The sequence below is a fragment of the Actinoalloteichus sp. GBA129-24 genome (genome assembly GCF_001941645.1).
In the GTDB taxonomy this organism is placed as follows: Bacteria; Actinomycetota; Actinomycetes; order Mycobacteriales; family Pseudonocardiaceae; genus Actinoalloteichus_A; species Actinoalloteichus_A fjordicus.
This window is the reverse complement of record NZ_CP016077.1, coordinates 446,420-458,496: the sequence shown is the minus strand read 5'-3', so window position 1 is coordinate 458,496 and position 12,077 is coordinate 446,420. Positions and strand designations below refer to the sequence as shown.

The 12,077-nt window shown below is 72.9% G+C and carries 15 protein-coding genes; 8 read left to right on the top strand and 7 right to left on the bottom strand.

Translation table 11 applies throughout. The features are described 5' to 3' along the window. The first annotated feature begins 546 nt into the window (after positions 1-546). The 4 genes from UA75_RS02040 (at position 547) to UA75_RS02025 (ending at position 2,497) form a co-directional block, all read left to right on the top strand. Positions 547-909 (top strand): hypothetical protein, encoded by a 363-nt coding sequence (locus UA75_RS02040; RefSeq protein WP_157433941.1) that lies wholly within the window; start codon positions 547-549, stop codon positions 907-909. Beyond that, entirely contained in the window at positions 906-1,337 is a 432-nt protein-coding gene (locus UA75_RS02035) for a hypothetical protein (protein WP_075738385.1), read from the top strand. The genes UA75_RS02040 and UA75_RS02035 overlap by 4 nt, the downstream gene beginning before the upstream one ends. Next, entirely contained in the window at positions 1,334-1,573 is a 240-nt protein-coding gene (locus tag UA75_RS02030) for a hypothetical protein (protein WP_075738383.1), read from the top strand. The genes UA75_RS02035 and UA75_RS02030 overlap by 4 nt, the downstream gene beginning before the upstream one ends. 156 nt (positions 1,574-1,729) lie before the next feature. Then, positions 1,730-2,497 (top strand): MarR family winged helix-turn-helix transcriptional regulator, encoded by a 768-nt coding sequence (locus UA75_RS02025; RefSeq protein WP_075738381.1) that lies wholly within the window; start codon positions 1,730-1,732, stop codon positions 2,495-2,497. A 193-nt stretch (positions 2,498-2,690) separates the two neighbouring features. Here the strand turns inward: UA75_RS02025 and UA75_RS02020 are convergent, their stop codons facing one another. From UA75_RS02020 to UA75_RS02010, 3 genes are all read right to left on the bottom strand, one after another. Then, positions 2,691-2,999 (bottom strand): DUF2516 family protein, encoded by a 309-nt coding sequence (locus UA75_RS02020; RefSeq protein WP_157433940.1) that lies wholly within the window; start codon positions 2,997-2,999, stop codon positions 2,691-2,693. Between the two features lie 166 nt (positions 3,000-3,165). Continuing rightward, on the bottom strand, positions 3,166-3,936 hold the full coding sequence (locus tag UA75_RS02015) for a hypothetical protein (protein ID WP_075738379.1): 771 nt from the start codon (positions 3,934-3,936) through the stop codon (positions 3,166-3,168). Positions 3,937-3,945: 9 nt separating this feature from the next. Continuing rightward, on the bottom strand, positions 3,946-4,302 hold the full coding sequence (locus UA75_RS02010) for a helix-turn-helix domain-containing protein (protein WP_075738377.1): 357 nt from the start codon (positions 4,300-4,302) through the stop codon (positions 3,946-3,948). 205 nt (positions 4,303-4,507) lie between these two features. Between UA75_RS02010 and crcB the strand changes: the two genes are divergently transcribed. From crcB to UA75_RS01995, 3 genes are all read left to right on the top strand, one after another. Further along, entirely contained in the window at positions 4,508-4,906 is a 399-nt protein-coding gene (crcB, locus tag UA75_RS02005; protein WP_075738375.1) for a fluoride efflux transporter CrcB, read from the top strand. Beyond that, complete coding sequence (locus UA75_RS02000) at positions 4,903-5,259, top strand: fluoride efflux transporter FluC (RefSeq protein WP_075738373.1); 357 nt, start codon at positions 4,903-4,905, stop codon at positions 5,257-5,259. The genes crcB and UA75_RS02000 overlap by 4 nt, the downstream gene beginning before the upstream one ends. Before the next feature lie 144 nt (positions 5,260-5,403). Further along, entirely contained in the window at positions 5,404-6,153 is a 750-nt protein-coding gene (locus UA75_RS01995) for a hypothetical protein (protein WP_083682855.1), read from the top strand. Between the two features lie 58 nt (positions 6,154-6,211). On the opposite strand, the gene UA75_RS01990 is transcribed toward UA75_RS01995, so the two are convergent. Further along, positions 6,212-6,889: a response regulator transcription factor gene (locus UA75_RS01990; protein ID WP_075738371.1), complete on the bottom strand. Its 678-nt coding sequence runs from the start codon at positions 6,887-6,889 to the stop codon at positions 6,212-6,214. Further along, positions 6,877-8,187, bottom strand: a complete 1,311-nt coding sequence (locus tag UA75_RS01985) for a sensor histidine kinase (RefSeq protein ID WP_075738369.1) — start codon at positions 8,185-8,187, stop codon at positions 6,877-6,879. Before UA75_RS01985 ends, UA75_RS01990 begins: the two co-directional genes overlap by 13 nt. A 381-nt stretch (positions 8,188-8,568) precedes the next feature. On the opposite strand from UA75_RS01985, the gene UA75_RS01980 reads away from it, so the two are divergent. Next, on the top strand, positions 8,569-9,318 hold the full coding sequence (locus UA75_RS01980) for a hypothetical protein (RefSeq protein ID WP_075738367.1): 750 nt from the start codon (positions 8,569-8,571) through the stop codon (positions 9,316-9,318). A 192-nt stretch (positions 9,319-9,510) separates the two neighbouring features. Here the strand turns inward: UA75_RS01980 and UA75_RS01975 are convergent, their stop codons facing one another. Both UA75_RS01975 and UA75_RS01970 read right to left on the bottom strand, forming a co-directional pair. Continuing rightward, positions 9,511-10,554, bottom strand: coding sequence for an SIS domain-containing protein (locus tag UA75_RS01975; RefSeq protein WP_075738365.1), 1,044 nt, complete (start codon positions 10,552-10,554; stop codon positions 9,511-9,513). Next, complete coding sequence (locus tag UA75_RS01970) at positions 10,551-12,074, bottom strand: glycoside hydrolase family 3 N-terminal domain-containing protein (protein ID WP_075738363.1); 1,524 nt, start codon at positions 12,072-12,074, stop codon at positions 10,551-10,553. The genes UA75_RS01975 and UA75_RS01970 overlap by 4 nt, the downstream gene beginning before the upstream one ends. Positions 12,075-12,077: the final 3 nt, after the last annotated feature.

Here is a 12,077-nt window from a genome sequence, read left to right as displayed (position 1 = left end):
GTCTGCCTCGCGCCGCCGGACGGCCGTCATGACCGCCACCGCCGACGCTCTCTTCGCTCTGCTCCTCGCCCTGTGCATCGGCTTGCCCACGGTGGACGTCGTCTGGCGATGGTGGCGGGCCGCGCATCCGGCTCGGCGGTCGCCGTCGCGGTCGGACTGGGCACGGCTCCGAGCCGCCGACCAGCGCGCCGCTGCGCGCCGGGCACCGGCGCATCGGGCGCCGGAACATCGAGCACCGGAACATCAAGCGGCCGGCCGGCAGACACCCAGGCACCGGGCACCCGAGCCCCAGGCATCCGGACATCACGCATCGGGACGTCGAGTTGCCGCACCGCCGATCCCGGCTGGGCAGCCGGGCGGGCGGCGAACCGCCGCAAGCGGCATCGACGCCGATGCGCGGGAGCGGGCTCGGCGTCGGCGGGCCGCCGTGGTGCGGCGGCTGGATGTGGTCGCCGCGCAGTGTCGACGGTCGGCCTTTCGTCACGCGAGTCCGACGCGCGGTGGGCCGCAGCCGGGCTGGACTCGCGCGTTCTCGGGGACCTTGACGTGACCGGCCGCACCGCGTGGACACCGCAACCGGCTCGGCCTGCCTGGGGCCTGCCGAACCGTCGTGGCGCGCTGATCAGGCCCGCCCTCGGACCCGAGCCGGTGGCGGCGGTGCTGACTCGGCTCGGTCACCTGCTGCGGACCCGCGCCGGGCTGGTCGCGGCGATCATGCGCGCCCGCCGCCTGCTCGGGTCGCCCGTGCCTGGGTCCGGCCCGCCTCTCAGCCGCGAACCGGTTCGCGACCGGCTCGTTCTCGGCCAGTCCCCTCGGTTTCGGCTCCCCCGCGTCCGCGCCGCCGCTCGAATCCGGCCCTACCTCCGCCCCGGCCTCCACGCCGCCCGCCTCCCGGCGGTGGACCCATGAGCGCCGCCGCCGACTCCGCCCGCTCCTTCGATTCGGCCCACGCCCCCAGCTCCGGCCACGCCCCCGGCTCCGGCCACGCAGCCCGCTCGGCCAACGCCGATGGCTCGGCCAACGCCATCGGCTCGGCCCATGTCACCGGTTCCACCCACACCGCCGGTTCCACCCACACCGCCGGTTCGGCCGGCTCCGCCGACGAGGCGGTGCCGGTGCGTGCGCCCACGCTGGGAGACGAGCCGCCGGGCTCGGCCAGTCCGCCGGCTCCGGCACCTCCGCAGCGGTGGGCGGGGCGGTTCCGTCGGCTGGAGCACTGCCGGGACGAGTCGTATGAGTCGGTGAACGTCGCGGTGTGCGGGGCGGTGCTGGTGTCGGTGGCGGAGTGGGTGCGGCTGTTGCGCTGTCCGAACTGTTTCCCGATGGAGGACTCATGACGGGCCTGGCCTGGTTCGTGCGCACAGTGCACTCCGGAGACTCGCATCTCGCCGAGGCCGCGTGGAACGGCTACGACCCGATCCGCCCGCTCTGCGCCCCGGACGTGGAGTTCCGGGCGATGAACCGGCGTCCACTGCGGATGTGCTTCTACGACGAACAGCGCTGCCCGCTGTGTCTGGGACACACCACGACCCCGTCGTGGACCCCGCGCCTGCTCACGGCGATACCGCCATGACCACCGACGACTCGATCAGGCCCACGCCCCACCACCACCCGAGACCGCCTGCCCGACCCGGCAGCCGACCTCGTCGAGTCTGGCGAGAACGCGACGGTTGACCAGCGGAGACCGCACGCGATCCCCCTGCGACGATCCTCAGGAGACACCCCACGCATGTCCGAGACCGATCCCATCGACACGGCCCGAGTCGACACCACTCGGCCCGACACCACGCAACACACCACGCGGCCCGAGACCACCCGGCGGGACACCACCGGGCCCGAGAGGACCCTCCCCGGCGGGAGAGCACACCCGGGCACCACACCCCTGGGCACAGCGCCCCCAGACACAGCAGACGCAGGCACAGCAGACGACACCACCTCGGGCGGCCCCCAGGCCATCAGGCCGGCATCGGCCCGAGCGGCGGCCACGTCGACGACCGCGTCCCGGTCGCCGGTCGTCACGGGCAGGCAGGCCGCGCCCGACGGCCGGGTGCCGCTCGACGTCGCCGTCGGCGCGCGCACGGTTGCGGCCGAACCCTGGGTGATGTGGGAGACGCTGATCGCCGCCGTCCAACGCTGGACCGTGCAACCCGCCGACGCGCTCCGGAACTGCCACGGCATCTCCGTCTACGACTACCGACTTCTCCGGCTGCTGGCCCGCGCACCCCGACCGATGCGCAAGGCCATCGCCAACACCGCACTCGACCTGCCACCCCGCAGCCTCGACCACAGCGTCACCCGCCTCGCCGACCGCGGCTACCTCACCGTCACCGGCCGAGGCAACGAGAAACGACTGGCACTCACCGACTTCGGCATCGAATTCCTCGAAGCGGTCATCGACACCCTGCGCACCGTGACGTCGGATTCGCTGCCCAGTACGGCACTGCCGCCCAGAGACCGCGCTGTTCTCGTCACGCTCCTCAACCGGCTACGCCGCTGAGATTCCCGCCCCGATCGCGCTCGCCGGGCCGCAGGCCGCCTTGGACGAAGGTCACGGGCAAGCGCCACGGTGCCCTCGGGCTGATCGGACGGTCGGCCGGGCAGTGCGGTCGTCGAGCGCAGGCTGTGCCGCCGGGCCCGTCAGGCGGGTCCGGCCGTGCGGTCGCCTAGCCGCCGAGCGGTTGAGCCTCGCCTCACCAGCGTTGGCCGCGCTGCACGTCGGTGATCCTCGGCTTGACGTCCACGAGGTAGACGAGCGCCGCTACCAGGCCCGCGATCCAGAAGATGGTTCCCGTGCCGGAGGGTCGGAACAGGACCAGGGCGGCGGTGGCGCCGCCGGTGATGCCCAGCCAGGCGTTCTTGCTCAGCTTGTCGGCCGCGACGAACGCATCGGCACGTTGTGACAGGGCATGGCCGAAGGCGAACAACCCGGCGGGGATGCCCGCGAGCCAGATCGCGAAGATGATCCACATCTGCGGCACGAGCGCCGAACTCACGGACATGGGTACCACCCTACGACGCGACGCCGCCTGCTCTCATCATCAGCAGATCCTTCCCATGCCCGGCGGCACTCTCACCAACCGGCCGCACAGCGTGGCGGGCGGCACGCACACCGCCGACGGCCGCCCACTCGCCGGCAGCGGGCGGCCGTGTCGATGCGCTCGATCATCAGGCGGTGTCTGCGCCGCCGTCCTCGTCCTGGGCCTTGGGCTTCGCGGCCTTCGTGGCGGCGGGCTTGGCCTTCGTCTCCGACCTGGGCTTCGTCGTCGTGCTGCTCTTCCTCGGCGCGGTCCGGTTCGCGGTCTTACGCGCGGTGCTGCGGACGGCGGAGCCTGCCTTGGCGCCCGCGTCGAGCACCGCCTCCGCAGCCTCGTCCGACTGCTCCTTGGTCGTCTCGGCGAGGTCCTCGGCGGCCTGCTCGGTGGCGGCGGCGGCCTTCTCCCCGACCGATCGCGTGTTACGCGTCACCTTTCCCAGCACGTCGTCGGCGAGTTCACGCACGTCGTCGACGGCGTGCTCGACCCGCTCCTGGGCCGTGCCGACGCCCGCCTCGACCTGGCTCCACGCCCGCTGGACGTCGGGCCGCGAGCGCAGCCTGCCCAGCGTCGCCTCGCCCCGCTCGGCGAGGTGGCCGTAGAGCTGTAGGGCCGCCTGCGTGTAGGCGTCGACCAGCTTGCGCAGCTCAGCCGGGTCGAGCTTCTGGCGCAGCTCCTCGAAGTCGTTCGGCAGCTCGCCCGCGTTCGCCCGCGCGGTCTCGGCGCCCTCGGCGACGCGGTCGCGGACCTTGCCGAGCAGGTCGACGACGGCCTTGGCCGCGAGGTCGCCCGCGCCGAGCGCGGCCAGCAGCGGGGTGCGGGCCTGCTCCGCAGCGGTGCCGAGAGCCGAGTCGGCCTGCTCTCGAACCTTCTTCACGTCTTCTGAATCGGGCAGGGTGGGCATCGCTTCGGATCACTCCTTCTCTTGGAGGAAAGACTCGTACACGGCGAGCAGCGCCTGTTTCTGCCGCTCGGTCAGCTGCGGATCGGCGTGGATGGCGTCGGCGACCGGCCCGCCGCCTCGGCTTTCGAGGAGCCCCGCCTGGAGATACAGCGTCTCCGCAGAGATCCGCAGCCCCTTGGCGATCTGCGCCAGGATCTCCGCGCTCGGCTTCCGCAGCCCCCGCTCGATCTGGCTCAGGTAGGGATTGGAGACGCCCGCCTGCTTCGCGAGCTGGCGAAGCGAGATCTGCGCCTTGTTCCGCTGGGTGCGGATGTACTCCCCGATGTCGGCGACCGCCTGATTGACCACCTTGTCGACTCGTTCCACCGGTTCACTCCCTCCGCACGTACTCCACGGTAACCCCAAGTGCTAGCTACAGCAAGCGCGCAGCTTGCACTCGGGCTCCGGTCGAGTTCGCCGACGGTCGGATTCACTTCCCGCCGTCCCCCGGCTCATCCGCGCTGGTCGGCGAGCCGCCGACGGCCCGGACGAGCAGGCCCCCTGCCGACGCCGCCGCTAGAGTCGAGGGATCATGCGTGATCTCGGCGGTCCCTCCGTGTTCGCAGCGGTGGCGGCGGGCGGGGCGCTGGGCACCCTGGCGCGCTACGGGGTCGGCCTGCTCGCGGAGCCCGTCGGCGGCGGACTCCCCGTCGGCACCCTCGGCGTCAACGTGCTCGGTTGCCTGCTCATCGGCGTGCTGACCGCCGTGCTGGCCGCCGAGGATCGACATCGGCTGTGGCGGCCCTTCCTCGGCACCGGAGTGCTCGGCGGCTTCACGACCTTCTCCGCCTACGCGGTCGACGTCCAGGGACTCATCGTCGCAGGGCACACCGGCACGGCGCTGCTCTCTCTCGTCGGCACGCTCGTCGCCGCCGTGGCGGCCACCGTCGCGGGCCGGGCAGTCGGGCTGCGCATGGTCCGGGCTCGATGACCGTGCTGCTGGTGGCGCTGGCCGGGGCGGCGGGCGCGGTGCTCCGACATCTCGTGCACGTCCTGCTGCCCGCCGACCGGCCCGGGGTGGCCTGGCCGACCCTGATCGTCAACGGCGTCGGCACCCTGCTGCTCACCCTGATCGGGGCACTGAGCACCACCGCGACGAACGGCGCCGTACTCGGCATCGGGTTCTGCGGTGCCCTCACCACCTACTCGACGTTCGCCGCGCAGACGGTGGCACTCGCCGAGCAGGGTCACCGGTTCCTCGCGGCGGCCAACATCGGGCTCAACCTGCTGGTCGGCGCGGTCGCGGTGCTGATCGGGACACTCCTCGGCGGCTTCCTCGGCTGACCTCCCGGTCCGGGCCCCGACTCGTCGAACACGGGCCTCCGGGGGCTCGATCCGCCGAGGTCGCGACGCTCCGCCGCCCGGTAGGCCGTGGTCTCCTCTCCGACTGCGACGACCACCGCTGGTCACCCGGTAGCGTGGCCGGTGATGACGAGCATCGACAAGACGATGGACGCACTGCGCGGGGACGCCGAGCACGGCGATCAGGAGGCCGCGCGGGAGCTGGGCAGGCTGCTGTGCCTCCAGCCCACCCTCGACGACGGCGACAGCGCCGACGACCGCTGGCCCGGCGAGCTGTGGCTGCGCATCGCGCTGGCGCGGCGGCCCGACGACACGATCGCCGCCACGCTGCTCGCGAGCGAACTGGTCCAGCAGATCACGGCCATGCTGAACGGCGAGCCGTCCTTTGACTCCGACTCGGCCGAGGAGGCGGTGGACCGCCGCATCGCCGAGGTGCGCGAGCTGTACGCCGGGGTGCTGGCCGTCGACTCGTCCGACCCGGCCGCCGAGGCGGGCACGGCGCTGCTCGACGAGGTGATCGAGGGCGAGCAGCCGGACCCGTCGACGATCGGGTACAGCTACTACCTCGTCGAGAACGACGCGGGTCACAGCTCGACCGGCCACCTCGAACAGCTGGTCGTCACGGACCCGGACGAGCTGCGCTGGGCCTGCGGCCACTGGTTCGAGCGGTACGGCGGACTCGCAGGCTTCACGATGGCGACCTACGTCGACGGGGAGCAGGTGCGCGTCACCGATCTCGGCGCGGTGACCGTCGATCCCGACGATCTCCCCGACTGGGCGGCCGTCGACATCCCGCCGCTGCCCGGCGAGCTGCTCCCGATCGGCCATCCGGTCGGCCCCTGCCACTACGGCTACACGACGCACCCGGTGGACTGACCGGCCTGCACCGCAGGCCGGTCCGATCGAGCCCCTGAGGACGCAGGCGCAGTGCTCCTCACCTGCCGGGAACACCCGGCGCGGGCTGATCCCGGTCGCCCCCGAGGTAGCGCAGGACGGCGAGGACCCGGCGGTGTCCGCTCTCGTCGGGGGTGAGGCCGAGCTTCTGGAAGATGTTGCCGATGTGTTTGTGCACGGCCCGCTCGGTGACGACGAGTGTGGCGGCGATGGCCGCATTGTCCCGGCCCTGCGCCATCAGCCGCAGCACCGCCAGCTCGCACGGCGTCAGGGTGTCCACCGGGTCGCCGTCCCGCCGGACCAGCAGCTGCGCGACGACCTCCGGGTCCATCGCCGTGCCGCCGTCCGCGACCCGGCGCAGCGCGTCCAGGAAGGTCTCGACCCGGCTGACCCGATCTTTGAGCAGGTAGCCGACCCCGCCCCGACCGTCCCGGAGCAGCTCCCGCGCGTAGGTGCGCTCCACGTACTGCGAGAGCACCAGCACCGGCAGGCCCGGACCCGCCCGGCGGGCGGCGAGCGCCGCCTGGATGCCCTCGTCGCGGAAGGTCGGCGGCAGCCGCACGTCGACCACGGTGACGTCGGGCCGATGCTCGGCCACGGCGGCCAGGAAGCTCGGCGCATCCGACACCGTCGCGGCGACCTCGAAACCCGCCGAGCTCAGCAGCAGGTTCAGCCCCTCGGCGAGCAGCACGTTGTCCTCGGCGATCACGACCCGCACGGCAGCTCCACGGTGATGGTGCTCGGGCCGCCACGGGGGCTCTCCACCGTCACGGCGCCGTCCAGGGCCGCCACCCGACGACGGATGCCCGCGACCCCGGTGCCCGCCGTCTCGTCGATGCCGCCCCGGCCGTCGTCGCTGATCGCCACGTAGAGGGCGTCGCCGACGCGCCGCACCCACACCGTGACGAGTTGCGCGCCGCTGTGCTTGCCGACGTTGGTGAGTGCCTCGGCGACCACGAAGTAGGCGGCGGCCTCCACGGCGGCGGGAATCCGGCCGAGCGCCGACTCGGCAGCGGCCAGCTCTACATCGGCGAGGTCCCCCACGCCTGTGCCGGGTGTATCGCCTGCGACGTCTGCCACGTCTAAGGTCGTGGGCACCGTGCAGCGGGCCGCCAACGCGCTGAGCGCCCCCGGCAGACCCCGGTCGGCCAGGATCGGCGGGTAGATCGCGCGCACTACGTCCCGCAGCTCGGTCATCGCCTCCTCGGCACCGTCCCTGGCCTGCTGCATCAGCTTCACTGCTGCCGCCGGGTCGTCGGCGAAGGTCCGCTCCGCGATGCCGAGCCGCAGAGCGATGTTCACCAACCGGGCCTGGGTGCCGTCGTGCAGGTCGCGCTCGATGCGCCGCAGTTCCGCGCCGTGGGCCAGCAGAGCGCTCTCGCGGGTCTCCGTCAGGTTCTCCACCCGATCGGCGAGTTCCCGCCGGGTCGCCGAGGACAGGAGGACGAGATCGAGCCGAACCTGCACGCCCGCCAGCCACGGCACGACGAAGGGCACCAGCAGCGTGAGGACGAGCGCCTGGATCGGCAGGAAGATGACCGCCTGCCACCAGCCGATGATCGGGATGCCCAGGACGGTGGGGGGCGGGCTGAAGAGGTGCCAGGTCGGGATCAGACTCAGGACCATGACCGGCATCAGCAGGAACATCAGGGCGGTGACGCTGAGGATGAAGCCTGCGGTGAACCGGACGAACAGCCAGGCGAAGTCCCGGAAGATCAGCGGATCGCTCAACGCCTGACGGAAGGCCGTGAGTCCCGTGCCTGTTGAATCCAGCGGCCTCGTGGTCACCGGTCGACCGGCGTGGGCACCCGCCCGGCGACGCTCCCCGTTACTGACCGCCCGCGTCGCCGAGAGAAGCAGCGGCGTGGTGACGATGCCGATTCCGACGGGGATCAGCGCCGCGCTCACCATGAGCAGGCAGAAGAGCGCTAACGCGATCGGAAAGGAGACGATGGTGGCCAGGGAGTATCTGGTGGCGCGTCCCACCTGGGCAAGCCGTTCCCGCACGAGGTTCATCTCCTTGTGGCTCGAGTGACGCTGATCAGTCTGACCTCGGCTTGCGCCCGGCACAGTGGAGTGGGCTACACCTTTCGTCGGCGTCCGGGCCATGGTGCCCCGGAGTTGCGCCCTCGGTCCTCGGCGGTCGTCGTCGGGGGGCCGCCGCCCAAATGACGGGGCCGGTGACGAAGGCGGGCGCCGCGTGACTCCTCGCACTCCCACGAGGGCGGCGACGGATGCTCCCGGTCGGCACACGGCAGCGCAGACCGCCGGAAACGTCAGTCGGTCGGGCGATCTTCCTTGACGCCGGGCCGGGTTCGCGGGGCACCATGGTGATCACCCAACGTGATCTGGTGGAGGCTCTCCGTTGATGATCCTCGCGCGGACAGACCCGCGCGCATGACACCGCCCGACGACATCGCCGCCCGACTCCGCGCCGCATTGAGCGGACTCCGCTCCCACGAGCTGCGCGACATCCACCGTCATCTCACTCGGAACCTCCGTCCGTTCCTGGACCAGCTCGACGCCGACAGCGGCGATCCCGGCCTGCACTCGACCTCTGCGCTGTTCACCGAGGGACCGCAGGCGAGCGGGCCCGCCACAGACCAAGACCACGTCCCGGAGTCCGGCGCAGGCGGTGGGCCTGTCTGCGCCGGGTCGGGCGACGATCGGCCGAGCCTGCCCGGTCTCGGCGACACCGATCTCGTCAATGCCGATCTCCTCAACGCCGAGGCAGGCAACGCGGAGATCATCGACACCGACGGCGCCGAGGCAGGCGACGTCCACGCGAACACCCGCGCCGCAGGCACCGGCCGGGTCGAGACGGAACGACCTCCGGACTCGCGTGAGCGATTCCTGCGGGGCGGTCGACCGGGCGGCCCCGGCGCGCCAGATCGGCCGGACCGGCGCGAACCGACGGGCCAGGATCGGCAGCCTGCCGGCCGAGGTCAGCCGCAGCGCTGTGCCGACGGCGCACCGCAGGCCGTGCCGCCGACAGCGATGTCCTGCGGACGTCGATCGGGCGGACTCGTCACGACGCCGGTGGAGGACGGCCTCGGCACACCGGTCGGCAGTGCAGGCGAGGAGCGGCGAGCGGCGGCAGGCGGTGATCGCGGGCGGTGCAGGCGTACGGCGATCCTGCCTCGGTGACGACAGGAACCGGGGTGCGTCCGGCCCGACCCACGTCCTCCTCCCGCCGCGTCCGCCGGGCCCGCCGATCACGCGGTCGGCGGGCCTCGCTGACGCAGGGGCAGGCAAGCAGGCAGGCGCAGCGGCCCGCGCCTCGGCGACACACCGCCGTCGGACGCGGGCAGGCCCGTGATCGGCCACCGCCGCGCCGGGTCAGCGCGTCTTCGTGACCTTGTTCAAGCCGCGCGGCCGGTCGGGGTCGAAGCCTCGGGCCACCGACAGGCCGAGCGCCAGCCGCTGCACCGGCAGCACCTCGATGATCGGCGCGACCTCCTCCGCCGTCGCCGGTACGCCGACATGCACCGAGGCGGCCAGTGTGTGAGCGGCCGATCCGACCGCCACCACGTCGGCGCCACGAGATCCCACGACCTCCATCACAGCCGAGGTGGCCCGGCCGCCCGCTCCCTCGCCCGCGACGGCGAGCACCGCAGTCTCCTCGTCGACGGCGGCGACCGGCCCGTGCAACAGATCGGCACCGCTGTAGGACCGCGCCGACAGATAGCTCGTCTCCGCCAGCTTCAGGGCCGCCTCGGCCGCCGTCGCCGAGGAGAAGCCCCGGCCCGTGGTCACGACGCGATCGACGAAACGCCAGCGCCGGACCGCCTCGGCCACCGGGTCCGCCGAGTCCGCCAGCGTCGCGGCGGCCAGGTCGGGCAGCGCGGCGGCTTCTTCGCCCGTGCCGCCGCGCACCGCGTCCACCAGCAGGTACAGCGCCAGCAGTGTCGCGCTGTAGGTCTTGGTGGCCGCCACGGCGACCTCCCGGCCTGCCTGGATGTCCACCGCCAGCTCGGCGACGCCGCTCAGGTCGGACTCCGCGGTGTTGGTGACGGCGACCGTCAACGCGCCCTGAGCGCGGGCCCGCTCCGTGACCTCGACGAGGTCCGGCGAGCCGCCGCTCTGGCTCACCGTGATCAGCAGGACGTCGCTGAGGTCGGGTCGGGCCCCGTAGAGGGTGGTGGTCGACGGCGAGACCAGGCCCGCAGGCAGTTCCAGCAGCACCTCGATCAGGTACTTCGCGTACAACGCCGCGTGGTCGCTGGACCCGCGAGCCGCCAGCAGCGCGAACCGGGGACGCCGCCGGGCGATCACCGAGGCGACCTCCGAGGTCGCGGCCCTGGCGGCGAGGAGGCGGGCGAACACGGCAGGCTGCTCGGCGATCTCGGCGGCGGTGTGGGTGCCCGCAGGCGAGTCGGTCATGACGATCCCTTCGGCGACGCCTGGGCGTCGACCAGCAGTTCGGCGACGGCACGCAGGCAGACCAGCGAACCGCCGTGCGAGTCGATCCGGGGGAACTCGCCGAGCGACGGTCCCGGCGCTCCCGTCTCGACGTGTACCAGCTCCACCCCGGCGTCGACCAGTCGCCCGATCAGTTCGCGAACCCAAGGGTGGTGCGCAGCGTCTCGGGTCGTGACGACCACCGGGCCGCCCGCCGCCGCCGCGATCACCCGCTCGGGGTCGGATTCGACGAGTCGCAGGACGCGGACGTCGGAGGCCGCCCCCTGCGTCTCCCGCAGCACCGGTCCGAGGCCCCACGGGACGTCGCCGACGGCGATGGTCGGCGCCACGGCCAGGTCCACGACCAGCGGCGGGCAGGCGAGTCGGAGATCGCCGCTGACCCGCAGTGCCCGGCGGGCGGCGATCAGGCCGACGTCGTCTGCGATCCGGGCGCCGCTGCGCGATCCACCGCGCGGCGCGGCCAGGCCGATCGTGGCCAGCCGGGTCACCGACTCCGCGATGCGTTCCTCCGTGAGGATGCCCGCCTTGACCGAGGCGACCACCGCTTCCTGGGCGGCGAGCGCGACGCTCTCGTCGGCCAGCTCGCCGCCGAGGCACAGCCCGTCGGCCCCGGCCGCCAGGGCCAGCACCGCACCCCGGCCGATGCCCTCGGGCACCAGCGAGTCCAGGGCGATCGCGTCCGGACTGTGCCCGGAGATCGCCGCCATCTCCAGGGCGTCGGTGATGATCGGCCCGTCGAACCCGAGTTCGGTCCGCAGCACCCCGCCCAGCACTCGCGGGTTGAGGGTCGCGGGCTCCGGTCCCCAGTCCGTCACCACGAGGTGCCCGGTCATCACCGCCCGAGCCCCGGCCCGGATGCCCGCCTGGAAGGGCACCAGATCCCGCGCGTACATCTCCTGCTCGGTGCGGGGCAGCACGGGAAGGGCATGGTGCGAGTCGGACTCGGCCGCGCCGTGGCCGGGGAAGTGCTTGAGGCAGGCGGCGACCCCGGCGGCCTGGAGGCCCTCGACGAAGGCGGTCACCTGCGCGGCGGCCGCCGCCGGGTCGGACCCGAAAGACCGCACGCCGATCACCGGATCGCCCGCGGGGGAGAGCAGGTCCGCGCTGGGCGCGAAGTCCACCGTCACCCCGCAGTCGGCCAGCCGCCTGCCCATAGACTCGGCGACCGCGCGGGTCAGCTCGACGTCGGCGGCGGCGCCGAGTGCGAGACTGCCCGGCACGGTCGAACCCGTGCCCGCGTCCAGCCGCGTGACATCGCCGCCCTCTTCGTCGATGCCGATCACGACGTCCTCGCGTTCGTCGCGCAGCGCCTCGGTGAGGGACGCGACCTGCTCGTCGTCGACGATGTTGCGGCCGAACAGCACCACCCCGCCCAGGCCGGCGTCCAGCCACGCCCGCACCCAGTCCGGCGGCGGGCCGCTGCCCAGGAAGCCGGGCAGCAGCACGCCCTTGATCAGTCGCCGGAGTTCGGCGTCGCTCACGGC

Bases quoted from the DNA above. Each gene is read 5' to 3' on its own strand.
- UA75_RS02035 (WP_075738385.1), top strand. From the start codon at position 906: ATGAGCGCCGCCGCCGACTCCGCCCGCTCCTTCGATTCGGCCCACGCC.
- UA75_RS02030 (WP_075738383.1), top strand. From the start codon at position 1,334: ATGACGGGCCTGGCCTGGTTCGTGCGCACAGTGCACTCCGGAGACTCG.
- UA75_RS02025 (WP_075738381.1), top strand. From the start codon at position 1,730: ATGTCCGAGACCGATCCCATCGACACGGCCCGAGTCGACACCACTCGG.
- UA75_RS02020 (WP_157433940.1), bottom strand. From the start codon at position 2,999: ATGTCCGTGAGTTCGGCGCTCGTGCCGCAGATGTGGATCATCTTCGCG.
- UA75_RS02015 (WP_075738379.1), bottom strand. From the start codon at position 3,936: ATGCCCACCCTGCCCGATTCAGAAGACGTGAAGAAGGTTCGAGAGCAG.
- crcB (WP_075738375.1), top strand. From the start codon at position 4,508: ATGCGTGATCTCGGCGGTCCCTCCGTGTTCGCAGCGGTGGCGGCGGGC.
- UA75_RS02000 (WP_075738373.1), top strand. From the start codon at position 4,903: ATGACCGTGCTGCTGGTGGCGCTGGCCGGGGCGGCGGGCGCGGTGCTC.
- UA75_RS01995 (WP_083682855.1), top strand. From the start codon at position 5,404: ATGACGAGCATCGACAAGACGATGGACGCACTGCGCGGGGACGCCGAG.
- UA75_RS01985 (WP_075738369.1), bottom strand. From the start codon at position 8,187: ATGAACCTCGTGCGGGAACGGCTTGCCCAGGTGGGACGCGCCACCAGA.
- UA75_RS01980 (WP_075738367.1), top strand. From the start codon at position 8,569: ATGACACCGCCCGACGACATCGCCGCCCGACTCCGCGCCGCATTGAGC.
- UA75_RS01975 (WP_075738365.1), bottom strand. From the start codon at position 10,554: ATGACCGACTCGCCTGCGGGCACCCACACCGCCGCCGAGATCGCCGAG.